Source organism: Tenacibaculum dicentrarchi (assembly GCF_964036635.1).
GTDB lineage: Bacteria > Bacteroidota > Bacteroidia > Flavobacteriales > Flavobacteriaceae > Polaribacter > Polaribacter dicentrarchi.
In genome coordinates this window covers 1,625,774-1,650,795 of the sequence record NZ_OZ038524.1, presented here as the reverse complement: position 1 = coordinate 1,650,795, position 25,022 = coordinate 1,625,774, and the positions used below count along the sequence as shown (strand labels likewise).

Below are 25,022 nucleotides of genomic sequence, written 5' to 3'. Positions count from 1 at the left end.
AATTTTCGTAAGTAGGCAAGAACTAGAAATAAATTATATACTTTGTTGTGGTGTCGTTTTTTTGGTTGTTATTCATATTTCAGGATTAAGTCAAATATTGAATCACATTTCCGACTTGGTTTTAATTTTAACTTAGTTAAACCACTTTTTAAAATATATTCATAATCTATTCCTCCAATACAAGAACTAATATGTTTTTTATCAGGTTCATTTGTTTTGTAAGCCTCAACTATAAATTCTTTTAATAATTTTCTCTCATTGTCAATTCGAACGAAAGTTTGGTAATCAGTCCCTTTGTCAATAATTATTAAGGATTCAAATTCATTTTTTTTAAGATACAGTTTCTGTTCGAAATATCCTGCTATTCCTCCGTAACCATTTATTTGGATTTCTAAGTTTTCAGAGTTCAATATTTGGTTAAATTTCTCTTCTTCTGATTTATTACAGGAAGCAAAAATAAAAATTATTAAAGTTAGATAAAGTATATTATTTATTTTATACACGTTGTTTTGGTATTATTTTATATTTCAATTTTCCATTTCAGTTTGATATTTTTCTCGATCAGTCGAGTGGTTTCCGAAAATTGTAAATCCGCTGTCAAATATTTTAACTTTAAAATTACGTTTTATTTTATATCGGTCATCCAAGTCATTTGATAAGCAGGCAAATCCTAAAAATAAAACAGCATATCCAATCCAAAATATTTTCGATATATGTTTCGGAATATTGATTTTCCAAATTCGGTTTAGAATTAATGTTATAATTAACCAAAATGAAAAATAAGTCAACAAATTAATTGTCATTTCTGTCAGAAAATATTGAGTTGATAAAGATGTGTGGAATCCTTCGCATTTATAAATCATCGGAAATCCATAAAAGAAAACATCTTTTGCATCAATCGCTATTCCGTAAGACCATTTTGTTATAATTCCGAATGAAATTAAAGTAAAAGGTAAGGTCAATCGAAATATTAATTTTTTCATTTATTCAATTCAGAAGTTTGAGTGGTAAATGCACCACAACGATTTATATATGGTTTGTTGCATTTTTGAAGCACTAAATTAAGTAAATAAAAACGGAATAGAAAATCCCCTAAGGATTTTCGTAAGTAGGTTCGCACTAGCAATAAATTATATATTTTGTTACCCACAGTTCTTGTATTTTCTTTCCTTTTTTGTCCAGATTCGGCTCGATAAAAATTTCTGTTTTTTCAATCTTATTTATGAGGAAATCATATTCGAAAGTTGTTTTTAATTCCGCTATTTGTATTAAAATCAGGCGATTTATTTCCTAAGATATCAATTCCGATATTAAAATCAACATTATTTAATCGACTATTTTTTCTGCAATTTTCAGACTGTATAATACAATTCTAATAAGTCAATTCTTAGGTTTCTCTATTAAGAATCCGTTTTATAAATCCCACATATGCCATTTCGGTTTTAAGATTCTTCAAAATCAGATTTTACCATATCACGAGCCGTTTCCGCTTCTGAATTATCCACAAAAAAAGCGCTTCTTAATTTCTCTTTTTTGATCAATTTTTTTCTTCAATTGTGGGTAACGTTTTATATATGGTTTGTTGCATTTTTGAAGCACTAAATTAAGTAAATAAAAACGGAATAGAAAATCCCCTAAGGATTTTCGTAAGTAGGTTCGCACTAGCAATAAATTATATATTTTGTTACCCACAGTTCTTGTTTTTTCTTTCCTTTTTTGTCCAGATTCGGCTCGATAAAAAGTTCTATTTTTTCAATTTTATTTATGAGGAAATCATATTCGAAAGTTGTTTTTAATTCCGCTATTTGTATTAAAATCAGTGGATTTGTTTCCTAAGATATCAATTCCGATATTAAAGTAAACACTATTTAATCGACTATTTTTTCTGCAATTTTCAGACTGTATAATACAATTCTAATAAGTCAATTCTTAGGTTAATCCGTTTTATAAATCCCACATATGCCATTTCGGTTTTAAGATTCTTCAAAATCAGATTTTACCATATCACGAGCCGTTTCCGCTTCTGAATTATCCACAAAAAAAGCGCTTCTTAATTTCTCTTTTTTGATCAATTTTTCTCTTCAATTGTGGGTAACGCCTAGTGTATGTGGCGTATTTTTCCGCCAGGAAAATATGCGCTCATACACTTTGTTAACGTGCGTTTTTTTCTTTTTTAATTAAAATACCGTTATAAAATCACATATTTTTCAGCGTTTTTATTCGGCATTTAACTTGTCTAAATTTTCATATAAACTTACGCTAAAAAATTTAACATCGGAAATATTCCGAACATTTTTTCATTTTTATTTTCGATTGCGTAAACGAGCTAAAAAGTCCGCCATTTTCATTTCGGAATTATAAGTAAAATCTTACGTAATATTTTTCAAAATCTGCTGTTTTACGATTCCGTTTCTATTGCGCAAAGGAGCTAGAAAGTCCGCTATTCTCATTACAAACAGATTCACGTAATCTTTGTCAGAATTTTACTTTTAGAAAACGCTTAATTACGTTAATATTCCGTGTAATTTGGCTTAATGCAGGTTAACGGTTTGTATATGGTTTGTTGCGTATTTCAAGTTCTAAATATATTAAATAAAAACGGAATAGAAAATCCCTAAGGATTTTCGTAAGTAGATAACTACTAGCAATAAATTATATATGTTGTTAGCACCAGTAATTTTAATAATCCTGTACTAAAACTTCAGTAGGGATGTGTAATTTTAAATTTAAGTTTCTAATCATTTCTAATGTCAATTTTCTTTTTTTATTTAAAATTTCACTAACTCTACTTTTAAATCCAACAACTTCGGCTAAATCTTTTTGTTTTAACCCCATTTGTTCCATTCTAAATTTAATAGCCTCAATTGGGTCAGGAAATCCAATTGGAGAAGTTTCGTTTTCGTATTTGTCAATTAGTATTGAAAGTATTTCTAACTCATCTCCTTTTTTTGTTCCTTTTTTTGCGTCAAAAATGACTTCAAGTCTTTCAAGTGCGTTTAAGTAATCTGTTTCGTTTTTTATTGGTCTAATATTCATCTTAAATTTCGTTTGCGTTTATTTTATCATATTCGGCGTGAGTTCCTATAAATCTTATCCAACAAATTTGATATTCTAAATTAAATTTAACAATTAATCTATAATTATTTCCTTTGATGTTAAATACGACTCTATTTTCTTTTAAAATACTAGCACTTGGATATTCTTTTTTTAATTCGTTTAAGGATTCCCAATTTGCTTTTTCGGTTTCTCTATACCAAGCTGTTAATTGTTGTTCGGAATCTGAATGTTTAGTCCAGAAATCTCGTAAAGTTCGTTTTGCAATAATTCTCACATTCTATTAATTTATGCAAATATAATAAAAAGTTACCAATTTGGTTATTTATTTTGTTTTTTTATTGGTGCTAACGTTTTAGCTATGGTTTGCTGCGTGTAGATAAACTAAATTATTAAAGATTAACAAAATAAAAATTATAAACTAGAATACTAAAGTTGGCAATAAAAAGCAATGAATTATAGCTGTTGTTGGCTTTAGTGTTCTCTCAAAAATTAAAATTATGAACTTATCATTAATACTTTGGATAGTTTTTTTACCAATATTTTATTATGGGATAGTATTTTATCACCATAAGCTTATGAGATTGAGGTTTTTTTGTAAATATGATGTTTCACCTTTTTTATTATTTTTTTCATGGCTTGTTTTATGTATTGGTATTCCAGGCACAATACATCGTGATTTTCGTGAAAAAATAGAATATGAAAAAGAAGTTCATAAATATTATATTGAATCATTAGGAAATGACAAGTACATGGAAGGTGTTTTTTTCTTAGGTAATGGTTATGTAATGGAAAAAGATTATTATTTTTTTTATGTAAATACTTCAAATGGTTATCAAAGATTAAAAATACCAGTAGAAAGTACATATCTTATTGAAACTGATGAAAGACGACCTGAATACGTTCAAATTTATAGAGATTATAACGATGATAAAAGTTTTTGGAAAGTATTGCCTGATTGTGAAAAATATAATAAACTATATGTGCCTAAAGGAACAATAGTTCGTGATTTTAGGGTTCGTTAGTAATTAAAGCCAACGTTTTATATATGGAAAGTACTGTTTTGTGCGTGAGGATTTTCCGAAGGAAAATCGGAATTAACAAAATAGTACTAACTTTTGTCTTAGCACTAAACTAAGTATTTTTTATATATTTTGTTGCAAGTAGTTTGTTTTTTTTCCAATTCCAATTTTCTGCATTTTCTCAATTCTACAGCCGTTATAAATTCAGATTTTGGATGATAATTCGGTCAGTTTTATTCATTCCGTTTTTATTGATTTATGCGTCAGTTTTTAAATCAGCGGTTGCGTCAATTTTCCAATTCCAATTTTCTGTATTTTCTCAATTCTACAGCCGTTATAAATTCAGATTTTGGATGGTAATTCGGTCAGTTTTATTCATTCCGTTTTTATTGATTTATGCGTCAGTCTTTTAAATCAACAGTTACGTAAGTTTTTCAGTATTTTGCTCATTCTTTAGAGGGTTTTTAGGGAAATAGTTTCCGATTATACTTCTTTATTAGCCTTAAAAAACACATTATAATTTGCGTGATTTTTTGCCAATTACTTGCAACGCCATGTGTATGTGGCGTATTTTTCCGCCAGGAAAATATGCGCTCATACACTTTGTTAACGTGCGTTTTTTCTTTTTTAATTAAAATACCGTTATAAAATCACACATTTTTCAGCGTTTTTATTCGGCGTTTAACTTGTCTAAATTTTCATATAAACTTACGCTAAAAAATCTAATATCGGGGATATTCCGAACATTTTTTCATTTTTATTTTCGATTGCGTAAACGAGCTAAAAAGTCCGCCATTTTCATTTCGGAATTATAAGCAAAATCTTACGTGATATTTTTCAAAACCTACTGTTTTACGATTCCGTTTCTATTGCGTAAACGAGCTAGAAAGTCGGCTATTTTCATTACAAACAGATTCACGTAATCTTTGTCAGAATTTTACTTTTCGAAAATGCTTAATTACGTTAATATTCCGTGTAATTTGGCTTAATGCAGGTTAACGTTTTTGTATAAGCTTTGTTGCGTTGTTTAAGCAGTGAATTTAGTAAATAAAGTACGAACGGCGAAATTCCAGAGGAATTTCCCAAGTGAGCTAAAACCAGCAATAAAGTTTATACGGTGTTGTGGTGTCGTTTTTTATTCATTTACTTCATAAACTTGACCTTTCTTTGGTTCTCCTTTTTGTTTGTTTACAATAGTTGGTAATATCCAAATCAGTTTTTTTTCACTCAGACCATTACCATATTTTTGGTTTCTCCAATGTCCTCGTCTCCAATGTGGTTCAACAGTATAATTTCCGAAAAGTTCTTTGTTTTTATGCTTAAAAGATTGTCCTACAAAAGAAATTTTTGAAAATCCTAAACTCTCAATTTTTTTGTCAAGTTTAGAATTTTCACGTTTAGTTTTGGCAAATGTTCTTTTGCGGTCAAAATTATGTGGTAAACCTTTTGGAAAATTATTCTTTATGTCAACTTTTTCAGTCGGTTGAGATAGGTATAGTATGCAGTTTATTATGAGATTAATTGTATTCTCAAATAATTGTTTAGTAGAATTATAAAAATCTAATTCTGCATCTGTAACTTCTCTTTTAGAATTTTTAAGTGGGAAAATCTCCTTTTTTAGTTCTTTTAGATAATCATCTACGGAATTTTTGACAGTTAACTTGTTTTGTTTAGGGTCAAACCATAGCCAAACATTCCAAAAATCGCCTAATGGTGAAATATCATACTTTTCAACACCATCTATATTATATGGAAGTTGACTATTAACTTTTTGTACATACTCAAAATAGATTTTCTTAAACTCTCCAGTAAAAGTCAATCCTAATTCACAATAACCGTCATAGGTTTCTCCGTTTCCATTCCATATTTGGTGGTCAATGTAAACACCTTCTATAACTTCTTTACTATCTTTTGTTATTTTTAAATTCAATGGTTTTAAGGAAAGATAAAACCTATCGTAAGGTGGATGAAATTTATCGGCTGTTATTTCACTAACATCGGTTTTTTTAAGCATTTCTAGTAATTCTTTTGTGAATGCGAAAATATGTTTACCGTTTTTGTACCAATCTAACCATCTAGAAAATTCCCCATACTTATAGTCAATTTCAATTATTTCTAACTCTGTGAAATTCGTGTGTTTTTTAATAAATTCGTGTCGGTTTGTTTCTGTACTATCATAGTTTGGAATGAACTGTCTTAAAAACCCGTCATTATCGTTGGCAAAATTTCTGTAATTATTTTTTTTGTCAATAGAATATGGATAATAATAAAGTAATTCCGATTCTGTCATTTGTCAATTTTCTTGTTAGTTTCGATCTTGGATTCAATGTTCTAACGCAACAAAGCGTTGTTAATTTTTGATGCTACTAAGCTATGTTTTTTATTTCAATATCCATCATTTCTTTAGGCGTTTTGTACCCGATAATTTTCCGAGGTCTATTGTTTAATTTTTGTTGAATAATTTGTAGTTGATTTTCGCTAATTTCATTAAAATTAGTACCCTTAGGCAGATACCTTCTAATGAGTCCATTTGTGTTTTCATTGGTGCCTCTTTCCCAGGAAGAATATGGATGTGCAAAGTAAATTTTCATACCTGTTTTTTGCGTTATTTTTTGATGCCTTGCCATTTCAATTCCGTTGTCATATGTCATTGATTTTTTATAAATAGGATTTAATTTAGTGAATATTTCACTAAATTGATTGGCAACTTCCATGGCTTTTTTCGATTTTAGTTTAATGATTAAAGTGAACCTTGTTTTGCGTTCAACAATTGTTCCGATAGCACTTTTATGGTTTTTTCCAATGATTAAGTCGCCTTCCCAATGTCCAACTTCATCTCTAAGTTCAATATGCTTAGGTCTGTTGTCAATACTAACTTGATTGCTTATTTTAGAACCACCACCACGTCTTTTTTTATGAGGTCTGCGTCTTGTTTTTTTACGAACTAGAAGTTTGATTAGTTTTTTATTTAAACTAGCTTGTGGTCTGGTGTAAATGTGTCTATAGATAGCTTCATGTGAAATAGACATTATTGGGTTGTTTGGATATATCTCTTTGAGTCTTCCAGAAATTTGTTCAGGAGTCCAGTTAGATAAAAGTCCTTTATAAACAAAAAACTTGAGTAGGGAATAGGTGCTTATTTTATCAAGGTTTCTTTTGTTCGCATAATCATCTTTAGCGTTCCAATGTGCTAATTCAGCATCATATTTATCTTCTTTATTTTGTACCCATTTAGAGACTTCTCTAAAGATTGTTGAACGTGCTCTTTTTAATGTTTTAGCGATATAAGATTTAGACTTTTTTTCATTTAAAAGAGTCTGAATAATAACTCTTTCTTTTAGAGTTAAACGTCTATGCTTTTTTATTTTCATTTTACAAATCTATAATTTTAGATTTGTTGCGTTAAGTTATTGAATGGAGCGATGTTCGTCTGAAATGCACCACAACGGTTTGTATATGGTTTGTTGCGTTTTTGAAGCACTAAATTTAGTAAATAAAAACGGAATAGAAAATCCCCTAAGGATTTTCGTAAGTAGGCGAGCACCAGCAATAAATTATATACGTTGTTACCAGCAGTTTTTTATATCAATTCTTGAATTTTATCCATTATTTCAGGAACTTGAATTTCAATCCCTTTTTCAATTCCTTTTTTTGTTATTTTTCCAACCCAACTCATCAATTGTTTTCCTAAATCTACTTTGTTCGTTTCTTTGTTAACTATATTTTTTACTTCAATAATATTTTCATTTGGAACTCCTAATTTTTTTAAATCAGATATTACTTTTTCTATTTTTTGATGATTAACATTTTCTATTTTTTGATTAATGTTATCTCCAATTCCGATTGCTGAATTTGCATTTTTTCCATAAATGTGATTATTAATTATAGTATTGGTTTTCTCATTATTTTCCATAGTGTTTTTATAATTGTCTTGTAAGTTAGGAAATGTATAGTTTAATTCTAATAGTGTGTCAATTAATTTTTGCTTAGTTAAATTTAATATGTGTAAAGTCTGACTAAATTGAATTCTTCTTTTAATTGAGGTTATGGATGAATTATTAGTTAATTCTTTAACGATTTTTACAAAACCCAAAGGGAAGTCTTCATAACCATAAATTTTGCTATTACTTTCTTTTAAACCAAGTTCTATAGTAGATATACTTTGCATAGCTTCCATTTTGTATATTTTTCCATTTTTGTCAAGGTCAGTTAGGTCGCATTGAATAAGTCTTTTCTCTCCAAATGTTTCAGTTAAAGCATAAACGTCACATGGGATAATTCTATAATGAGGAAGTTTATCGCCGTTTTTGTATCCATTAAGTTCTTTATCTATCCAGCTTTTAAAGTCATTATTATTTAATTCATAAGCAATTAATTTAGCTCTAGTCAATGCTTGATTTAAATTGATTTTATCATAAGTTAAATCTTTAATTAAATCTTTTATCATAATTTCTTTAAATATTGCTGGTAACGCCTAGTGTATGTGGCGTATTTTTCCGCCAGGAAAATATGCGCTCATACACTTTGTTAACGTGCGTTTTTTTCTTTTTTAATTAAAATACCGTTATAAAATCACATATTTTTCAGCGTTTTTATTCGGCGTTTAACTTGTCTAAATTTTCATATAAACTTACGCTAAAAAATCTAAAATTGGGAATATTCCGAACATTTTTTCATTTTTATTTTCGATTGCGTAAACGAGCTAAAAAGTCCACCATTTTCATTTCGGAATTATAAGCAAAATCTTACGTAATATTTGTCAAAATCTGCTGTTTTACGATTCCGTTTCTACTGCGTAAACGAGCTAGAAAGTCGGCTATTTTCATTACAAACAGATTCACGTAATCTTTGTCAGAATTTTACTTTTCGAAAACGCTTAATTACGTTAATATTCCGTGTAACTTGGCTTAATGCAGGTTAACGGTTTTGTGTATAAAAAGTGCTGTTTTGCGTGCGAGGATTTTCCGCAGGAAAATCAGATGTAGCAAAACGGCACTAACTTTTGTATTATGACTAAATTAAGCATTTTTTATATACTTTGTTGTAAGTAGTTTGTTTTTTTTCAGTTTGTGATTTATAATTCTGATTTTCTGTAAATTCTGCAATTTCAATTCTGTATTTTTTCAATTCTACAAACGTTATAAATTCAGATTTCACATAATAATTCGGTCGATTTTATTTTCAAGTTTTGCGTAAATTTTGAGTTCTTTTTTTCTATATTTTTCTCAATTCTACAAACGTTATAAATTCAAATTTCACGTAATAATTCGGTCAATTTTATTTTCATATTTAGAGTAAATTTAAGTATTTATAGATTCTAAATTTTATTCGTAATATTTTTCTAGCGATATTTTTAAATTCTGTATTTACTTAAAAATCAGGTTCTAATTGCGATATTTTTGCGAATTACTTACAACGCCTAGTGTATGTGGCGTATTTTTCCGCCAGGAAAATATGCGCTCATACACTTTGTTAACGTGCGTTTTTTTCTTTTTTAATTAAAATACCGTTATAAAATCACATATTTTTCAGCGTTTTTATTCGGCGTTTAACTTGTCTAAATTTTCATATAAACTTACGCTAAAAAATCTAAAATTGGGAATATTCCGAACATTTTTTTATTTTTATTTTCGATTGCGTAAACGAGCTAAAAAGTCCGCCATTTTCATTTCAGAATTATAGACAAATTCTTGCGTAATATTTGTCAAAATCTGCTGTTTTACGATTCCGTTTTGATTGCGCAAACAAGCTAGAAAATCCGCTGTTTTCATTACAAACAGATTCACGTAATCTTTGTCAGAATTTTACTTTTCGAAAATGTTTAATTACGTTAATATTTCGTGTAATTTGGCTTAATGCAGGTTAACGTTTATATGTATGATTAGTGGCGTGTTTAAGCACTAAATTTAGTAAATAAAAACCGAATAGAAAATCCACAAGGATTTTCGTAAGTAGGCGAGAACCAGCCATTAATTATACATGTTGTTGTAAAATCGTACTTTATGTCAGACTTCGATTGAAATATTAACTTTTCCTCCAAGTCCTTTTTCTACGATGTCAAATAATGTTTTTAAAGTCAGATTACTGCCATTATTTTCTACACGAGAAATATAAGTCCGTTTTTTGTCAATTATAACTCCAAGTTGTTCTTGGGTCAGATTTTTTTCCTCACGTGCATTTCGTAAAAGTAAACCAATTTTAAACGACTCAAAATCTCTGTCGAGTTCATCTCTACGTTCAGTTCCTTTTTTTCCGTAAACCGTATCTTTTATGTCTTTCCAGCTTTTAGTTTCCATTTCCTTTATTTTTTTCTTCGTAATATTCTTTCATTAATCGAACAGCTTTGTCGATTTCTTTTTTCGGTGTTTTCTGCGTCTTTTTAGTAAATCCGTTCAAGAGTATAACTAATTTACCTTTATCAAAGAAGCAAAAAACTCGCCAGATATTCGAGCCTAATTTTATTCGAGCCTCAAATAATCCTTTGTAAGTTTTCATTGGAGCCAAATATGTTTTCGGCACGTGCTGATAAGTTTCGATTATTTCAATGACCTTAAATATTTTGTCTTGAACCTTTTTCGGTTGAGCAAGTAGAAACTCCTCGAAATAATTTTTATACTGTATTACTTGCCTAACTTTTTCCATTCAGACAAAGGTAACTTAAAAGTTACTATTTTCAAAATATTTCAAAAGTTAATTCGAAATCGAGTGTTTTTGGGTATGTTTTACAACGGTTTGTATATGAAAAGTTGCGGTTTTGTGTGCGAGGATTTTCCGAAGGAAAATCAGACGTAACAAAACAAGCAACGACCTTTAAATTTAGCCTAAACCAGCAATTTTTTATATACTTTGTTAGGCACTGGTTTTTTATTTTTTCATCTATAATCTGGCAAATCATTCCACTTATCAAGCATTTTAGCAAAAAAGTTAGCGGAATAAGTCGTTTCGTAATTCAGTCCGAGATTTCCAACTTCCAAATCTCCAAACATAGAAACTATCATTTCAATTTGGTCAGAGTTTAAGTCAATTAGATAAAAGTCAGTTTCCGTACTATTCGGCTTTTCGTGCAATTCAGGTTTTTGAATTTTGTTTTCCGATATTATTCGGTCAATTTCAGATTCAAATTCCGTCAATTTATTAATTCCGAGTTGCTTTTTAGTTTCTTTTAGCGTTCCAAAATCAAGTACGTTTCCTTCTTTCGTTATTCTATTATATTCTTCTGTTCGCATTTTTGGTCAACTTGTGCCTAACGCCCATGTGTATGTGGCGTATTTTTCCGCCAGGAAAATATGCGACCATACACTTTGTTGGCAGTAGTTTATTAACGATTAATAATTAAAACACCGCCTTAGTTATTAATTATACATTTTTTGGCGGTAGTTTATTCTTAAAATATGGGATTTCAAGATTTAAAAAAAGTAATACAAATACACTTTCCTATTCATAGAGAAGGTACAGAAGAAGACTTCAGAAATAGTAATGAGTTTAGAAATAGAAGACAATTATTCAAAAAAGAGTATTACAATGATTATTGTTCAGTTAAATTAAGAATGGGTTATTGTGAAATTCATTTTTTTAAATCTGACCATGGAACACTTGAGCAAATACAAAATGATTGGCGTGATTACTCTTTAAGTCTAAAAATTGAAGAAAAGGATTATTTGAATGCAGAAAAATTATTTAGTTGGTTAGTCTAATTACTGCCAACGGTTTGTGTATGAATAGTAGCGGATTTGAAACACTTACTTTTGGTTTATAACTCAACTATAAAGATAAAAAACTAACTTTGATTAAGCACTAAACCCGCTATTATTTATACACGTTGTTGTGTTTTCGTACTTTTTTCCGCAAACTTTCTAGCGTTGGCAAAGACATACTCTTTTGCAATTTTGGATTGTGTGTTGGCTGAAGCGAATTGCAAATGTGTATGGCTTTTAGCGTTTGGAAAATCCAATTTATACATATATATTTGCATACTATAATTAGCGTTAAAATTATGACTAAAAATCAGACAGTTACTTTAATCAATAATCAAACAACGTATGAGAACAATTTAGAATTGTCCCATAGAAAAGACCTTGGCGTTTTTCTCACTAATAATATTAATACCGTTGATAAGATTTTAGATATAATTGATTTTGAAGATAAAGACATATTGTCAAGGAAGTTTTTAGAACCATCTTGTGGTAATGGTGTATTTGTTATACGTCTTTTAGAAAAACTATTTAAAAACATTCAAGATAAAAAAATCGTTATCAAGTTTATTGAATCAAACATATTCTTTATTGATATTGATGAAAGTATGATTGAAAAAACAAAGATTAACATTTCAACTTTTTTTTATTCCAAGTTTAATGAGCCATATACTGGCAGTTATAAAAGCTTCGTTTTCGACTTTACTCAACGAATTAAGCCTAAAAAAAGTAATTCGCTTTTTGATTCTCTTTTAGATATTCCTCTTGCAAAGTTTTTAGATAATATGGATTATGTAATTGGAAATCCGCCTTATGTTTCTCTTTATGGCAGAAGAGATAGAAAGAAAGATGAAGCTCAACGTATTTATTACTTGAATAGATATTCTCAATTTCCTGACTCCTTAAAGAACGGTAAGATTAATTATGTAATGTTGTTCATAGAGCAATCTATAGATTTTTTAAAAGAAGGTGGGAAGCTTAGTTTTATAATAGATTTATCTTTTTTCGAGACAGCATATGAACATACAAGAAAATATTTATTAGATAAAACTCGAATTTTGAGTATAGAGTATAATATTAAAGATTTTGAAGTTGCAAGCGGTCAGGTAATACTTGAATTGCAGAAAACAAAAGTTGAAAATAATTTAGTAAAAATAATTGATGCAGAAAACAATGTAAGCATAGAAGTTGAACAAGCATTATGGTATAAGCCGAAAGACCAATTTAAGTTTAGATTTAATACTTGTTCCTTAAGTTCTGCTATTATAGATAAAATAGAATCTAAGGATTGTCCAACGCTTAAGAGCTTGTACCCAAAAAAGAATCTTAGAACTTGTGTAATGCTTTTGAATATGGAAAACCTTTTTGTTTTTGAAGATAAAAAGCTTGATGACGAAGTTAAAGCCTATCCATATTATCAAGGCTCAAAAGGGCTAAAAGGTAAATATCAAAAAATGGAAAACACTAAATATTTCCATTATGATAAAAAATTACAAGACAAAGTTAATGATGAATTAAAGGCTGAATTAATAGCAAAAGGAATTAAAAATAAAAAGCGTCTTGGTTTAGGGGAAACAATTATTTATGATAATCCTAAAATTTATATTCGACAGTCTGCTAAAGAAATTATAGCATCATATGATGAAAATCCAAGTTCAGCAAACAATAGTTTATATGTTTTCTCTCTTAGAGATTCAAAAAAAGAAAGCATTATCTTTTTGAAGTTTTTATGTGGTTTATTAAATTCTGATATTATAACTTTTTACTCACAACAATTAAATATAATTAGATTCTCAAAAGGTAAACAACCACAAATTAAGACCTCAGATTTGTATAAGATACCTGTTCCTACTGACATTTCTTTACAAAAGAGAGTTGCTGATTTAGTAGATAAGATTTACTCCAATGACGGAGAAGATGAAACCATTAAAAATGAAATTAATTTGGTTTTTAATGATTATTTTAATCTTACAAATGATGAATTAAAAGTTATAGAAGAATCTATTTTAGATTATTAATAGCATCTTCTTGAGCTTTATTATTTGCAGACAAATCACTTAACTTTATTTCCATTGTCTTTGTCTTTTTAAATAACCCTGCTTTAAGATTTTCTAACTCTTGGGTTGACTTCTTGAGTTTTCTCTCGTTAGATTCAACTTTTTTAGTTAGTAGCAATTGTAAAAATTCTTCTCTTGTTCGGTATTCAGGTTCAGCCGAGCCATTAACCTGCATTTGATTTGCTGGTGTAATTCTAAATGTTGAGCTTATATCCTTTAAAAAGTATGGTTTTACATATTTACCATCAACTTGAACAAACTCCAATCCATTGCCAGAACCTTGGTAAAAGACATAAATAAAGACAAGATAAAAGTTGTTGTTTAGAATATGTGCAATAATTTTGTCTGGTGTTCCACTATCAGGATTTGTATCGTCATTTTCAACATTTACAGCTTTGAAGTCAATCCAGACATCTTGTTTAAATCCTTGAATAGTGTAGTCCGTTCTTGCGTCCCAAGGGTTTTTAGTTTTTCCTGATGGTGATGCTTCTGAATTTGAAAAATGAGCGTGATTTTGTGTTTTAGCTACAAAATTATCTTCAAAAAATTTACTTATTGCGTCTCCAACTCTTTCTCCTTTTTTTACTGCAATGTCCAGTTTAGGTGTTTCAGTAATTATTTCGTTTACTACAGTTTCTAATTCTGCTATTAAATCTTCTTCGTATTTTTTAATTTCCATTTAGCTAAATAAGTCAGTTATGTTTACATCTAAAGCATTAGCAATCTTTTCTATGTTGACAAGAGTAATATTTTTTTCTGCTCTTTCAATCATACCAATATAAGTTCTATGTAAATCAGCTTTATGTGCTAATTCCTCTTGTGAAAGTTCTTTTTCCTTTCGGATTTCTCGAACTCTTTCTCCAAATTTTATCAGTATTTTTTGTTTTGAATCCATTGCTAACTAAAGTATGCAAAGCTAACTTTAGTAGTCATCTTAAACAACAGACTATAGTTAGCATTCAGGTTCAGCGTTGGGAAATTTTAGCTATTTTGGTTTTTAGAGCGTTGGAATTGTGTGTTGGAAAAAACTGAAAGTGCTAAATATGCGGCTGGTTCAGTATGAAACACAACGGTCTGGTGTATGATTTCGTTGCGTGTTTAAGCATTAAAGTTAGCAAATAAATCACAGATAGAAAGTCTGCGAGGACTTTCGTAAGTAGGCTATAACCAGCAATGAATTATACACGGTGTTGTGCGTTCGGTTTTTTTTCAATAGTCAATTAATTTTTCGTTAATGAATGAATTAAAATCTTTTCTATTAATATCAAAAATGTTTTCAATTGTTGAGATTAATTCTTCATTAGATTTTCCACTGTTTAATAACTGATGAAGTACATTTTTTTTATCAGCTAATGCGCAGAGTAATGCTCCTGCTGAATATCTTATAGAAGAAACTTTACCTATTATTGTGTATTTCTTTTCGTCATCAAACAGATGTTCAAATAAGTCGATTTTGGTAATTGCTAAATAATCTTTTAAAATTCCGATATGTTCTAAATAATCCAATTCCTTTGAACCTCCAAGGTAAGTTGCCAAACCTTCGTTAATAGTTGAGTTAATATTCTTAAAATATTTATGATTATAAAGATGTACTAATTCGTGAGGATAATATTCTGAATTATTACCTGAAAAAATTAATCTGTGACTCGAAAAAGCTTCTCCACCTTTTTGATTATTTAAAAACATTGAATCTTCATAGTCAAACCCTCTTAATTTCATATAATCATAAACAGAGTTACAACTGATGTAAGTGTATTTAATTTTGTTAAAATCAAATTTAGAAATCAATTTGTTTTCAAATTCAATTTGTTTTTTTATTTCGATTTGGTTCAGTTCTTCATCTGATGGATAGATATATTTAATATTCTCAATTGTTTTTGTGTTCCATTGTTTTAGGTTTTCTGTAATCACATTTGCAAATTTGAAACTCCCATCTTTTTCTCTACAAGCATAAAAATTATAAATAGAATTGAGCGAATTGAAACCTTCTGGTGAACCCATTACCGCTATTTTAACTAAATATTTATTTTTTTCTTTTTCTTGAATCGACATAATAGTAGGAATATATGTTGGATAATAATCTGCGATTGCAAACCATAAGTCATCATAGGCATATTTAAATATCAAAGTATCGGATTCTCTCCAATATTGACTGTACTCATTTAACTTACTTGAATTAATACACTTTTCAAATGTTTTTATTATTGTGTCATTTTCTTTATGAAATTCAGAAAAAGTCTGTAATGCGTAATCTACTGCAAATTTTTTTTGTGGTTCAATTTTCTTTTTTTGAGTACAGTTCGTAAGTAATATGATGGTAAATAAGAAAAAATATTTCATTAAATGTCTAAAAGTTAGTTGGTATGGCAAACTGACGCACAACGTGTTTGTATATGCTTTGTAGCGTTTCTAAAGCACTAAAATAGTAAATAAAAACGAAATTAAAGGTAAGCGAGGATTTTCGCAAGTAAGCACTTAAAAGCTATAAAGTATATACGGTGTTGGCAAATGTTTTTTCCTTTTTAAATGAGTTGTATTCCTTTATATAATTCATATCTTTGTTTAAAATTATAATAAGATAGTTAATAATGAAAGAATCAAAAATCAGATTTAATACTAAGGATTTTAGAGCTATTAATTCTGCAGAAATGATTATTAATGGTATAACTGTTGTCGCGGGAGAAAATGGCTGTGGAAAAAGTACTCTTTCTAAACTTTTATATTATTCATATAAAACAATTTCAAATTATGATAATTTAGTAGCTAAAAAACTTTTTTCAGAACTTCAAAACGTTTTTACTTTTTTAAAGATTCTAAAATTTGAATTATTCGACAAAAAATATAAAAATATTGATAAAGAATCTTTGGAAAAAAGATTAAAAGTGATTGAAGATACTTTTTTAGAAAATGAAGTGAATGAAGAATTAAAAGATATGATTATTCTTTTAATTAATGACTTTTCAAATATTATAGATAGAAAAAGTTCTCCTCACTTAGCACATATTGTAAAAGATATTGTAAAAAACAAAGGGGTTAAAGAAAATCCAGATCAAGATTTATTTGATACTATTTCAGTATATGTTGAATCTTTATTTAAAGAATCTTTTGGCTTGATAGAATCTAGAGCTATTTCTCTTTTTAAAAATGAATTAAAAAATGTTTTTCATGATGCTGATTTGCCAAGTGAATTTAGCCTTTATGAATATGGTAATCATTTAGTTTCAATAGATAGAAATAGTATATCTATTCCTTATGCTATTGACAATGTTATTTATATTGATTCCCCAATGATGATTGGAGTTAATTCTGATGAAAATAAATATTGGAAAGACTTAAACAACCTATTATTAACTAATAAATCAGATTCAATTTCAAACTGTTCTAATATAATAAAAAATGAGATTTTAAAAGGAGATGTAGCTTTAGAGGATAATAAAAATTCTTTGAATAAGTTTTCATTTAAAAGAGATGATGGTTCAGTGTTTAATTTACTTGATTGCGCAACAGGAATAAAGTCGTTTAGTATTTTACAGCTATTATTAAAAAATGGTTCTATTTCAGATAAAACTCTTCTAATAATTGATGAGCCAGAATCACATTTACACCCACAATGGATAATAGAGTATGCTAGAATGATAGTGCTTTTGCATAAAGAGGTAGGAGTAAAATTCTTTATAGCAAGTCATAATCCAGATATGGTTAGCGCAATAAGATTAATATCTGAAAAAGAAGATGTTTTAAATAATGTAGATTATTATTTAGCTGTAAAAAGCATGAGTTATACATATGATTATAAATACCTAAATATAGATATAGACCCTATATTTGAATCTTTTAATATTGCTATTGAAAGAATAGGTCAATATGGAGGAGGAGATGAGTTTTAAGCATAATCAATCAAATACTATTAATTGTTCAATAGCCACAACTTACCCTGAATCTATAAAACTTATTGATGATTTATTGGATAATGAAGGAGCCGATCTTTCTGGTTCCCATTTTGATAGATGCGAACTGAATGTTATTGATGGTGATGAACTTGAAAAAAGTGTTGCAAAAGAGCAAATTAGAAACAATAATTGTTCTGTGGATATTATATTTGTTGATTCAAATATGTTATTTCAATTAATAGAATTAAAATTTAATTCAACTTCATGTTCAACTCTCGACAATCAGAATATAAAAGATAAAATTTTAGGGACAAAATCTATATTATCTACAACTGGATTGGGAGTAAACTCAATTTATTATGTAGTATTTAGTGATGGAGCTGTAAATGTTGGAATGAATGCTCTCTATAGAAATTCTCCAATGCTAAGCAGACGAATTTTTAAAGGTGTAACTTTATCTCAATTTTACGATGAGTTTTTTTAATGTTTGCCAACGTTTTGTATATGAAAAGTGCTGTTTTGTGTGCGAGGATTTTCCGCAGGAAAATCAGATGTAGCAAAACGGCACTGACTTTTGTGTTACGACCAAATTAAGCATTTTTTATATACGTTGTTGTAAGTAGTTTGTTTTTTTTCAGTTTGTGATTTATAATTCTAATTTTCTGTAAATTCTGCAATTTCAATTCTGTATTTTCTCAATTCTACAAACGTTATAAATTCAAATTTCACGTAATAATTCGGTCAATTTTATTTTCATATTTAGAGTAAATTCAAGTATTTATAGATTCTAAATTTTATTCATAATATTTTTATAGCGATATTTTTAAATTCTGTATTTACTTAAAAATCAGGTTCTAATTGCGATATTTTTGCGAATTACTTACAACGTTTTGTATATGAAAAGTGCTGTTTTGTGTGCGAGGATTTTCCGCAGGAAAATCAGATGTAGCAAAACGGCACTGACTTTTGTGTTACGACCAAATTAAGCATTTTTTATATACGTTGTTGTAAGTAGTTTGTTTTTTTTCAGTTTGTGATTTATAATTCTAATTTTCTGTAAATTCTGCAATTTCAATTCTGTATTTTCTCAATTCTACAAACGTTATAAATTCAAATTTCACGTAATAATTCGGTCAATTTTATTTTCATATTTAGAGTAAATTCAAGTATTTATAGATTCTAAATTTTATTCATAATATTTTTATAGCGATATTTTTAAATTCTGTATTTACTTAAAAATCAGGTTCTAATTGCGATATTTTTGCGAATTACTTACAACGTGTTTGTGTATGATTTCGTTGCGTGTTTAAGCACTAAAGTTAGCAAATAAATCACAGATAGAAAGTCCGCGAGGACTTTCGTAAGTAAGCTATAACTAGCAATGAATTATACACGTTGTTGTAAGTAGTTTTACTTTATATTTTTTTCTAATCTATTAATAATTCTATCCCGTTTCCTTTCCCAAGTTGTAAATTCCAATTTGTTTTGAATTTCAAATAGTTTTTCTACTTGGTCCTTAAACTGATTTAGAGCCAACGAGTCATTTACTTTAAAGCCTTGTGTTAATGGAATTACTCCTTGAATATCACTAAAATCAAATGGTGGAATTAAAATAGGAATATGAATATTCGTTTTAATCCAAGTAGCTCCCATTTCGCAAAGACAGATAGGGCTTTCATAAAAGTTCTTTGATAACACAAATAGAACTAGCACATTTGTATCTAGTTCTGTCTTAATCCTATCTAAGAAATTTTCACCATAATCGATTCCATAACCTTCAAAAGATGAACAAAAAATTTGTGTACTGTTTAAACCCAATGACTCAAGTATTTCAATTAATTCTTCAACTACATTTGTATCTTGAGATGAGTGACTAATGAATACTTTTTTAATTGATTGATCATTTCCATTACTATCTTCACTTGGTGAATTTTCTTCTGGATCTTGTAATTCTTCGTTAAATTCTTCTATGTAATTCTCAATTGATTTTAGCATTGTAGAGAAGCTACGATTATAAGCATTCTTATGGCTAGAAGAATAGTCATTTCCACCAAACATTAAACCTCTATATTCAAAATTTAAACCTCTAAGTTGTTTAACTTCTACAGATTCATCGCCAAAAATCCTAACTAGAGTTCGTTCGGTAAGATTCTTCCAACTTTTAAAATCTGGATTACCAGAAGATTGAGTAGTAATCCCTGCACCTTTTGATAAAAGTTTATTTAATAAATCAATTTTTCTTTTTGTTGTTAAATTTGACATTCGTGATTTTTATAAATTACTTACAACGACTCGTGTATAAGTAGTAAGGATTTGATTTGTAATAAATTTCATTTAAGCACTTAACCAAATTTGCAATTTTATTGTTATTTTCTTTTAACCATAAAATTTCAACTTTGGTGGATTTCGTAAATAATTACAAAATTTTCAACTTAGCAATTCCCCTTATTACTTATACATACTGTTAGCTTTTCGTTAATTTTTCCTTTTTTACAATTAAAATACTGATATAAAATCTCACATTTTTCAGCGTTTTTATTCGGCGTTTAACTTGTCTAAATTTTCATTCCTAATTGCATAAACAGGCTAAAATTCTGCCGTTTCCACTTCAGAATTATAGACAAATTCTTGCGTAATATTTGTCAGAATATGTTGCTTTACGATTCCGTTTCTGATTGCGTAAATCTGCTAGAAATTCCGCCGTTTTCATTTCATAATTATAGACAAATTCTTGCGTAATATTTTTCAAAATCTGCTGCTTTACGATTCCGTTTCTATTGGATAAACAGGTTAAAATTCCGCCGTTTTTATTTCATAATTACAGACAGATTCTTGCGTAATTATTTGTCAGAATCTGCTGCTTTACGATTCCTTTTCTAATTGCGTAATATTTATCAGAATCCTACTTTGCGAAAACGCTTTATTTTCCCAATTTCACGCATTTTTTTTGTTAATGAAAGCTAACGCCATGTGTATGTGGCGTATTTTTCCGCCAGGAAAATATGCGCTCATACACTTTGTTAACGTGCGTTTTTTTCTTTTTTAATTAAAATACCGTTATAAAATCACATATTTTTCAGCGTTTTTATTCGGCGTTTAACTTGTCTAAATTTTCATATAAACTTACGCTAAAAAATCTAAAATTGGGAATATTCAGAACATTTTTTCATTTTTATTTTCGATTGCGTAAACGAGCTAAAAAGTCCGCCATTTTCATTTCGGAATTATAAGCAAATTCTTGCGTGATATTTTTCAAAATCTGCTGTTTTACAATTCCGTTTTGATTGCGCAAATAAGCTAGGAAATCCGCTGTTTTCATTACAAACAGATTCACGTAATCTTTGTCAGAATTTTACTTTTCGAAAATGTTTAATTACGTTAATATTTCGTGTAATTTGGCTTAATGCAGGTTAACGTTTAGAGTATGGTTAGTTGCGTGTTTAAGCAACTAATTCACTAAATTCACTGAGCTTTGAGGAGATTACCAGAACTTCGTAAATATAGACCAAACTAGCAATTAACTATACTCTTTGTTGTGTCTTCGTTTTTTATTTATTTAGGTATAATTTATTGAACTTTCTTATTTCAATTACCCTTTTTGTCATTCTTGGATGAGTAGAATATATTTTATGTATAAATCCCATAAAATCAGGTATTTCTTTTTCTTGTAATATAAACGCTTCTATATTTGTGTCATTCGCTAAACTTTCACTTCCTAGCGCTAATGCTACAAGTGCATTTTCACTTGCTGATAAATCTTCTGTTAAAGTGAATCCTATTCTGTCTGCTGTAAATTCACATGCTCTACTGTAAGCTGATCCAAGAAAGGGAACGAAATTCGCAGGTTTTATTAGTAGTCCTTTCAAGAAGCTTGTGTGTCCTGCTGCATGATGTCCTAATTCGTGACCTATTATCATTGATAATTCTTTTATCTTACCTCTTTTAAGACTTAAATCAACTAAATCTGACATTAGTATCACATATTTAGCAGATAGAAACTTTACAGCAAAGGCATTTACTAATCCACTTCCATTGTATATAAATACTTCTGGTATATTTGTAAGATTAAGTTTGTTGGATTGTTCTATAATTATATCATAAATTTCAGGAAATTGAGAAGGAGATACCTTAACACTGTCTCCATGTATAACCGCTTTAAAGTATAACCCGCTAATCCATAATCCAAAAGCAATAAAAGCTCCCCATATTAATATTGTACCCATTGAAGCAAATAGTAAAATTAGCCATAAAATAATTCCTAAAATTTTCATGATTAATAAATAGGTTTTTTCTTTTTCGTGTATTAGTGTTTTGATTTTAATCATTTTTTTTATTGGTTTAGTTATTTGTTAAATGAGACACAACGGTTTGTATATGAAAAGTGCTGTTTTGTGTGCGAGGATTTTCCGCAGGAAAATCAGATGTAGCAAAACGGCACTGACTTTTGTTTTAAGACTAAACTAAGCATTTTTTATATACGTTGTTACAAGTAGTTGTTTTTTTTTCAGTTTGTAATTTGTATTTCTGATTTAATTTTCCATTTCTTAATTCAACATTTGAGTAATTTCGACAAGTTTTCAATTCTGTATTTTGCTTAATTCTACAAACGTTATAAATTCAGATTTTACATAATAATTCGGTCAATTTTATTTTCAGATTTTGCGTAAATTTTACAATTTCAATTCTGTATTTTGCTTAATTCTACAAACGTTATAAATTCAGATTTTACATAATAATTCGGTCAATTTTATTTTCAGATTTTGCATAAATTTTGCAATTTCTATTCTGTATTTTTCTCAATTCTACAAGCGTTATAAATTCAGATTTCACGTAATAATTCGGTCAATTTTATTTTCATATTTAGAGTAAATTGAAGTATTTATAGATTCTAAATTTTATTCGTAATATTTTTCTAGCGATATTTTTAAATTTCTGTATTTACTTAGAAATCAGGTTCTAGTTGCGTAATTTTTGCCAATTACTTGTAACGTTTTATATATGGTTTGTTGCATTTTTGAAGCACTAAATTAAGTAAATAAAAACGGAATAGAAAATCCCCTAAGGATTTTCGTAGGTAGGCGAGCACTAGCAATAAATTATATATGGTGTTGTAAGTAGTTTTATTCGGATTTATTTTTTATTTCATTTATCAGAAAATCTATGGATGAACTTTTAGAACATTTAATAGCATTATAACTAGAAATTATTGTCCAAAAAAAAGTTACAATCAAAGAAATTACAAAAATAGCTTTCCATACTTCTTTCTCTAAACCAACAAATGATTTGAAGGTAGAGGTCAATATAACGATGAGTATTGTTATAAACAATGATAAAGGTGTTAACCAAGCTTTTACTTTGTTAAGTTTATTTAAATGTTTTAATAAGATATTTTCAAGTTTATCTTCTGTAATTTCAATTAGGTCAGATTTAGTATTAGTTCTTACCTGATTGACAAATTTATTCTGAGGGTTAAATCCGCTATTATTCGACATAACTGCCCTCCTTTCCTACATAAAACGAATAGTGGATAGTGTTACTCAAATCTTTAATCGTATGTACTCTGTAATTTAGATATAATTTTCGATTATCAAGATATCCTATTTCTAAAAGTTCAGTATTTCCAGAACCAAGCGTTCCATCAATATTGACCAAAGTAAGCCTAATTGATTTTTCTTCTGGGAAATCAAATTCAATTGGTGATTTGTCAATGCTTTTATCAGTTTTAAAGGTAAAAATAATTTTTAAATTAGCATGAGTTTCTGGAAACTGAAATTCAATATCTTCGTTGATAATTCCAATTACAGTACCAGAAAAAATTATTTCATATTCTCCCGATTTTATTTTCATAGTTTTTATTTAATTACTTACAACGCCATGTGTATGTGGCGTATTTTTCCGCCAGGAAAATATGCGCTCATACACTTTGTTAACGTGCGTTTTTTCTTTTTTAATTAAAATACCGTTATAAAATCACATATTTTTCAGCATTTTTATTCGGTGTTTAACTTGTCTAAATTTTCATATAAACTTACGCTAAAAAATCTAACATCGGGAATATTCCGAACATTTTTTCATTTTTATTTTCTATTGCGTAAACGAGCTAAAAAGTCCGCCATTTTCATTTCGGAATTATAGACAAATTCTTGCGTAATATTTTTTAAAATCTGCTGTTTTACGATTCCGTTTCTATTGCGTAAACGAGCTAGAAAGTCCGCTGTTTTCATTACAAACAGATTCACGTAATCTTTGTCAGGATTTTACTTTTCGAAAACGCTTAATTCCGTTAATATTCCGTGTAATTTGGCTTAATGCAGGTTAACGTTTTTGTATATTATTTGTTGCGTATTTCGAGCAACTAATTTAGTTAATAAAAACGGAATAGAAAATCCCTTAAGGATTTTCGTAAGTAGGCTAGCACTAGCAATAAATTATATACGGTGTTAGCACCAGTTTTTATTTTAAATTTATCATAAATTGTGGTTGTCCATTATTCACTCCAAATATAATTTGTGATGGTATTTCATCACAAAATAGAAAATAACTTATAGTTGGAGTAGCTTCATTTCCAGCATACATAGACCACCACTTTTTATCTTTACTTTCTCCTTCTCCACACATATTAAGAATTCCACCTATTGGAATATTTCCTTTTGGACCACAAAGAATACTTGGGTTTAATTTATTTTTTTCGCTTAATGGAACTGCACAAATAAATGGAATCCAAGTTCCTGCTCTTGGTCTTAATTCTATTACATTTCTACCATTTTTAGTTTTTTTAATTTCTAAAGTATATGGTTCTAATGTTGGTCTTTGAATGTTTGGAGCTCTATCTTCTAAAGCTGATTTTATACGTTCAATCCAATCATGATCTTTTAAGCTTACATATAATCTAGTTCTTATTGCTGAAGGAATTAATTCTTTGTCAACTGTAGAAGGGAAAATTCCTATTAGCGGAAATGTTTGTCCTCTAGAATTTAATGCTCTATCAAGTGCGTATGCTACTTCTTCCTTACAAGGTTCACTTCCTAAACTATTTTGAGTTGCAATTATTGCCCAAACATCACATTCAGAAGGATTTGAAATAAACTGATCTATTTGCTCCCAAAGTCTTTGCCCCGTTTTAATATTCCATCTGTCAAGTTTTACATTTATTCCAGTTTTTTCAAGTTCTTGAGCAATGAATTCAATGTCACCATTTTTATTATCTTCCCAAGAATATGTAATCCAAAGTGTTTTCATATATCGATTTTTTTCTAAATTGGTGCTAACGGGTTTGTACAAGATTTAGTTGCGTGTTTAAGCTATAAA

At 28.7% G+C, this 25,022-nt stretch carries 26 protein-coding genes; 5 read left to right on the top strand and 21 right to left on the bottom strand.

Translation table 11 applies throughout. The annotated features are described in order from the left end of the window. Positions 1 to 68 precede the first annotated feature (68 nt). The 4 genes from ABNT14_RS07200 to ABNT14_RS07185 form a co-directional block, all read right to left on the bottom strand. A complete protein-coding gene (locus ABNT14_RS07200) occupies positions 69 to 503 on the bottom strand; it encodes a hypothetical protein (protein ID WP_101901316.1) in 435 nt (144 codons plus the stop codon). Between the two features lie 24 nt (positions 504 to 527). Beyond that, positions 528 to 983 carry a hypothetical protein gene (locus tag ABNT14_RS07195; protein ID WP_101901318.1) on the bottom strand — a complete coding sequence of 152 codons (456 nt, stop codon included), beginning with the start codon at positions 981 to 983 and terminating at the stop codon, positions 528 to 530. Positions 984 to 2,679: 1,696 nt separating this feature from the next. Further along, on the bottom strand, positions 2,680 to 3,036 hold the full coding sequence (locus ABNT14_RS07190) for a helix-turn-helix domain-containing protein (protein ID WP_101902747.1): 357 nt from the start codon (positions 3,034 to 3,036) through the stop codon (positions 2,680 to 2,682). A gap of 1 nt (position 3,037) precedes the next feature. After that, positions 3,038 to 3,331 (bottom strand): type II toxin-antitoxin system HigB family toxin, encoded by a 294-nt coding sequence (locus ABNT14_RS07185; protein WP_101902746.1) that lies wholly within the window; start codon positions 3,329 to 3,331, stop codon positions 3,038 to 3,040. A gap of 301 nt (positions 3,332 to 3,632) precedes the next feature. On the opposite strand from ABNT14_RS07185, the gene ABNT14_RS07180 reads away from it, so the two are divergent. Beyond that, a complete protein-coding gene (locus ABNT14_RS07180; protein ID WP_145993569.1) occupies positions 3,633 to 4,079 on the top strand; it encodes a hypothetical protein in 447 nt (148 codons plus the stop codon). Between the two features lie 1,132 nt (positions 4,080 to 5,211). Here ABNT14_RS07180 and ABNT14_RS07175 read toward each other — a convergent pair. From ABNT14_RS07175 to ABNT14_RS07145, 7 genes are all read right to left on the bottom strand, one after another. Beyond that, entirely contained in the window at positions 5,212 to 6,366 is a 1,155-nt protein-coding gene (locus ABNT14_RS07175) for a hypothetical protein (protein ID WP_348719366.1), read from the bottom strand. Positions 6,367 to 6,442: 76 nt separating this feature from the next. After that, a complete protein-coding gene (locus tag ABNT14_RS07170) occupies positions 6,443 to 7,447 on the bottom strand; it encodes an IS30 family transposase (RefSeq protein WP_101903695.1) in 1,005 nt (334 codons plus the stop codon). A gap of 209 nt (positions 7,448 to 7,656) precedes the next feature. Next, a complete protein-coding gene (locus ABNT14_RS07165; RefSeq protein WP_101903694.1) occupies positions 7,657 to 8,523 on the bottom strand; it encodes a hypothetical protein in 867 nt (288 codons plus the stop codon). Positions 8,524 to 9,700: 1,177 nt separating this feature from the next. Further along, positions 9,701 to 9,847 (bottom strand): hypothetical protein, encoded by a 147-nt coding sequence (locus ABNT14_RS07160; protein ID WP_348719365.1) that lies wholly within the window; start codon positions 9,845 to 9,847, stop codon positions 9,701 to 9,703. A gap of 234 nt (positions 9,848 to 10,081) precedes the next feature. Next, on the bottom strand, positions 10,082 to 10,372 hold the full coding sequence (locus ABNT14_RS07155) for a helix-turn-helix domain-containing protein (protein WP_058885307.1): 291 nt from the start codon (positions 10,370 to 10,372) through the stop codon (positions 10,082 to 10,084). Further along, positions 10,362 to 10,718, bottom strand: coding sequence for a type II toxin-antitoxin system RelE/ParE family toxin (locus ABNT14_RS07150; protein ID WP_058885306.1), 357 nt, complete (start codon positions 10,716 to 10,718; stop codon positions 10,362 to 10,364). Before ABNT14_RS07150 ends, ABNT14_RS07155 begins: the two co-directional genes overlap by 11 nt. A 230-nt stretch (positions 10,719 to 10,948) precedes the next feature. Beyond that, the gene (locus ABNT14_RS07145; RefSeq protein ID WP_145993593.1) at positions 10,949 to 11,302 is read right to left on the bottom strand and encodes a hypothetical protein; all 354 of its coding nucleotides are present in this window, start codon (positions 11,300 to 11,302) and stop codon (positions 10,949 to 10,951) included. Between the two features lie 165 nt (positions 11,303 to 11,467). On the opposite strand from ABNT14_RS07145, the gene ABNT14_RS07140 reads away from it, so the two are divergent. Both ABNT14_RS07140 and ABNT14_RS07135 read left to right on the top strand, forming a co-directional pair. Further along, complete coding sequence (locus ABNT14_RS07140) at positions 11,468 to 11,770, top strand: hypothetical protein (RefSeq protein WP_101903691.1); 303 nt, start codon at positions 11,468 to 11,470, stop codon at positions 11,768 to 11,770. 299 nt (positions 11,771 to 12,069) lie between these two features. Continuing rightward, the gene (locus ABNT14_RS07135) at positions 12,070 to 13,785 is read left to right on the top strand and encodes an Eco57I restriction-modification methylase domain-containing protein (RefSeq protein WP_159459562.1); all 1,716 of its coding nucleotides are present in this window, start codon (positions 12,070 to 12,072) and stop codon (positions 13,783 to 13,785) included. Here ABNT14_RS07135 and ABNT14_RS07130 read toward each other — a convergent pair. The 3 genes from ABNT14_RS07130 to ABNT14_RS07120 all read right to left on the bottom strand — a co-directional run bounded on the left by ABNT14_RS07130 (position 13,769) and on the right by ABNT14_RS07120 (position 16,164). Beyond that, positions 13,769 to 14,503, bottom strand: a complete 735-nt coding sequence (locus ABNT14_RS07130) for a hypothetical protein (RefSeq protein WP_101903689.1) — start codon at positions 14,501 to 14,503, stop codon at positions 13,769 to 13,771. The two genes, ABNT14_RS07135 and ABNT14_RS07130, sit on opposite strands and share 17 nt — an antisense overlap. After that, on the bottom strand, positions 14,504 to 14,719 hold the full coding sequence (locus ABNT14_RS07125; RefSeq protein WP_101903688.1) for a helix-turn-helix domain-containing protein: 216 nt from the start codon (positions 14,717 to 14,719) through the stop codon (positions 14,504 to 14,506). It abuts the gene before it with no gap. Between the two features lie 314 nt (positions 14,720 to 15,033). Then, positions 15,034 to 16,164 (bottom strand): hypothetical protein, encoded by a 1,131-nt coding sequence (locus tag ABNT14_RS07120; protein WP_101903687.1) that lies wholly within the window; start codon positions 16,162 to 16,164, stop codon positions 15,034 to 15,036. 248 nt (positions 16,165 to 16,412) lie between these two features. Here ABNT14_RS07120 and ABNT14_RS07115 point away from each other — a divergent pair, with 248 nt between their 5' ends. Beyond that, on the top strand, positions 16,413 to 17,711 hold the full coding sequence (locus ABNT14_RS07115; RefSeq protein ID WP_101903686.1) for an AAA family ATPase: 1,299 nt from the start codon (positions 16,413 to 16,415) through the stop codon (positions 17,709 to 17,711). Then, positions 17,701 to 18,198: a hypothetical protein gene (locus tag ABNT14_RS07110; protein WP_159459561.1), complete on the top strand. Its 498-nt coding sequence runs from the start codon at positions 17,701 to 17,703 to the stop codon at positions 18,196 to 18,198. Before ABNT14_RS07115 ends, ABNT14_RS07110 begins: the two co-directional genes overlap by 11 nt. A 926-nt stretch (positions 18,199 to 19,124) precedes the next feature. On the opposite strand, the gene ABNT14_RS07105 is transcribed toward ABNT14_RS07110, so the two are convergent. The 7 genes from ABNT14_RS07105 to ABNT14_RS07075 form a co-directional block, all read right to left on the bottom strand. Then, positions 19,125 to 19,976: a toll/interleukin-1 receptor domain-containing protein gene (locus ABNT14_RS07105; protein WP_101903684.1), complete on the bottom strand. Its 852-nt coding sequence runs from the start codon at positions 19,974 to 19,976 to the stop codon at positions 19,125 to 19,127. Positions 19,977 to 20,886: 910 nt separating this feature from the next. Continuing rightward, complete coding sequence (locus ABNT14_RS07100; RefSeq protein ID WP_348719364.1) at positions 20,887 to 21,033, bottom strand: hypothetical protein; 147 nt, start codon at positions 21,031 to 21,033, stop codon at positions 20,887 to 20,889. A 229-nt stretch (positions 21,034 to 21,262) separates the two neighbouring features. Then, the gene (locus ABNT14_RS07095; RefSeq protein WP_200809377.1) at positions 21,263 to 22,039 is read right to left on the bottom strand and encodes a M48 family metallopeptidase; all 777 of its coding nucleotides are present in this window, start codon (positions 22,037 to 22,039) and stop codon (positions 21,263 to 21,265) included. A 795-nt stretch (positions 22,040 to 22,834) separates the two neighbouring features. Further along, positions 22,835 to 23,206, bottom strand: coding sequence for a hypothetical protein (locus ABNT14_RS07090; RefSeq protein WP_101902723.1), 372 nt, complete (start codon positions 23,204 to 23,206; stop codon positions 22,835 to 22,837). Beyond that, on the bottom strand, positions 23,196 to 23,561 hold the full coding sequence (locus ABNT14_RS07085; RefSeq protein ID WP_101902724.1) for a DUF6864 domain-containing function: 366 nt from the start codon (positions 23,559 to 23,561) through the stop codon (positions 23,196 to 23,198). The genes ABNT14_RS07090 and ABNT14_RS07085 overlap by 11 nt, the downstream gene beginning before the upstream one ends. 230 nt (positions 23,562 to 23,791) lie before the next feature. Continuing rightward, entirely contained in the window at positions 23,792 to 23,938 is a 147-nt protein-coding gene (locus ABNT14_RS07080; RefSeq protein WP_180947639.1) for a hypothetical protein, read from the bottom strand. Positions 23,939 to 24,167: 229 nt separating this feature from the next. Further along, a complete protein-coding gene (locus ABNT14_RS07075) occupies positions 24,168 to 24,953 on the bottom strand; it encodes a toll/interleukin-1 receptor domain-containing protein (RefSeq protein ID WP_101902806.1) in 786 nt (261 codons plus the stop codon). Positions 24,954 to 25,022 lie beyond the last annotated feature (69 nt).

Excerpts from the sequence above, each read along its gene's own strand:
- ABNT14_RS07195 (WP_101901318.1), bottom strand. The coding sequence starts at position 983 with ATGAAAAAATTAATATTTCGATTGACCTTACCTTTTACTTTAATTTCA.
- ABNT14_RS07190 (WP_101902747.1), bottom strand. The coding sequence starts at position 3,036 with ATGAATATTAGACCAATAAAAAACGAAACAGATTACTTAAACGCACTT.
- ABNT14_RS07180 (WP_145993569.1), top strand. The coding sequence starts at position 3,633 with ATGAGATTGAGGTTTTTTTGTAAATATGATGTTTCACCTTTTTTATTA.
- ABNT14_RS07175 (WP_348719366.1), bottom strand. The coding sequence starts at position 6,366 with ATGACAGAATCGGAATTACTTTATTATTATCCATATTCTATTGACAAA.
- ABNT14_RS07170 (WP_101903695.1), bottom strand. The coding sequence starts at position 7,447 with ATGAAAATAAAAAAGCATAGACGTTTAACTCTAAAAGAAAGAGTTATT.
- ABNT14_RS07165 (WP_101903694.1), bottom strand. The coding sequence starts at position 8,523 with ATGATAAAAGATTTAATTAAAGATTTAACTTATGATAAAATCAATTTA.
- ABNT14_RS07160 (WP_348719365.1), bottom strand. The coding sequence starts at position 9,847 with ATGAAAACAGCGGATTTTCTAGCTTGTTTGCGCAATCAAAACGGAATC.
- ABNT14_RS07155 (WP_058885307.1), bottom strand. The coding sequence starts at position 10,372 with ATGGAAACTAAAAGCTGGAAAGACATAAAAGATACGGTTTACGGAAAA.
- ABNT14_RS07150 (WP_058885306.1), bottom strand. The coding sequence starts at position 10,718 with ATGGAAAAAGTTAGGCAAGTAATACAGTATAAAAATTATTTCGAGGAG.
- ABNT14_RS07145 (WP_145993593.1), bottom strand. The coding sequence starts at position 11,302 with ATGCGAACAGAAGAATATAATAGAATAACGAAAGAAGGAAACGTACTT.
- ABNT14_RS07140 (WP_101903691.1), top strand. The coding sequence starts at position 11,468 with ATGGGATTTCAAGATTTAAAAAAAGTAATACAAATACACTTTCCTATT.
- ABNT14_RS07135 (WP_159459562.1), top strand. The coding sequence starts at position 12,070 with ATGACTAAAAATCAGACAGTTACTTTAATCAATAATCAAACAACGTAT.
- ABNT14_RS07130 (WP_101903689.1), bottom strand. The coding sequence starts at position 14,503 with ATGGAAATTAAAAAATACGAAGAAGATTTAATAGCAGAATTAGAAACT.
- ABNT14_RS07125 (WP_101903688.1), bottom strand. The coding sequence starts at position 14,719 with ATGGATTCAAAACAAAAAATACTGATAAAATTTGGAGAAAGAGTTCGA.
- ABNT14_RS07120 (WP_101903687.1), bottom strand. The coding sequence starts at position 16,164 with ATGAAATATTTTTTCTTATTTACCATCATATTACTTACGAACTGTACT.
- ABNT14_RS07115 (WP_101903686.1), top strand. The coding sequence starts at position 16,413 with ATGAAAGAATCAAAAATCAGATTTAATACTAAGGATTTTAGAGCTATT.
- ABNT14_RS07110 (WP_159459561.1), top strand. The coding sequence starts at position 17,701 with ATGAGTTTTAAGCATAATCAATCAAATACTATTAATTGTTCAATAGCC.
- ABNT14_RS07105 (WP_101903684.1), bottom strand. The coding sequence starts at position 19,976 with ATGTCAAATTTAACAACAAAAAGAAAAATTGATTTATTAAATAAACTT.
- ABNT14_RS07100 (WP_348719364.1), bottom strand. The coding sequence starts at position 21,033 with ATGAAAACAGCGGATTTCCTAGCTTATTTGCGCAATCAAAACGGAATT.
- ABNT14_RS07095 (WP_200809377.1), bottom strand. The coding sequence starts at position 22,039 with ATGATTAAAATCAAAACACTAATACACGAAAAAGAAAAAACCTATTTA.
- ABNT14_RS07090 (WP_101902723.1), bottom strand. The coding sequence starts at position 23,206 with ATGTCGAATAATAGCGGATTTAACCCTCAGAATAAATTTGTCAATCAG.
- ABNT14_RS07085 (WP_101902724.1), bottom strand. The coding sequence starts at position 23,561 with ATGAAAATAAAATCGGGAGAATATGAAATAATTTTTTCTGGTACTGTA.
- ABNT14_RS07080 (WP_180947639.1), bottom strand. The coding sequence starts at position 23,938 with ATGAAAACAGCGGACTTTCTAGCTCGTTTACGCAATAGAAACGGAATC.
- ABNT14_RS07075 (WP_101902806.1), bottom strand. The coding sequence starts at position 24,953 with ATGAAAACACTTTGGATTACATATTCTTGGGAAGATAATAAAAATGGT.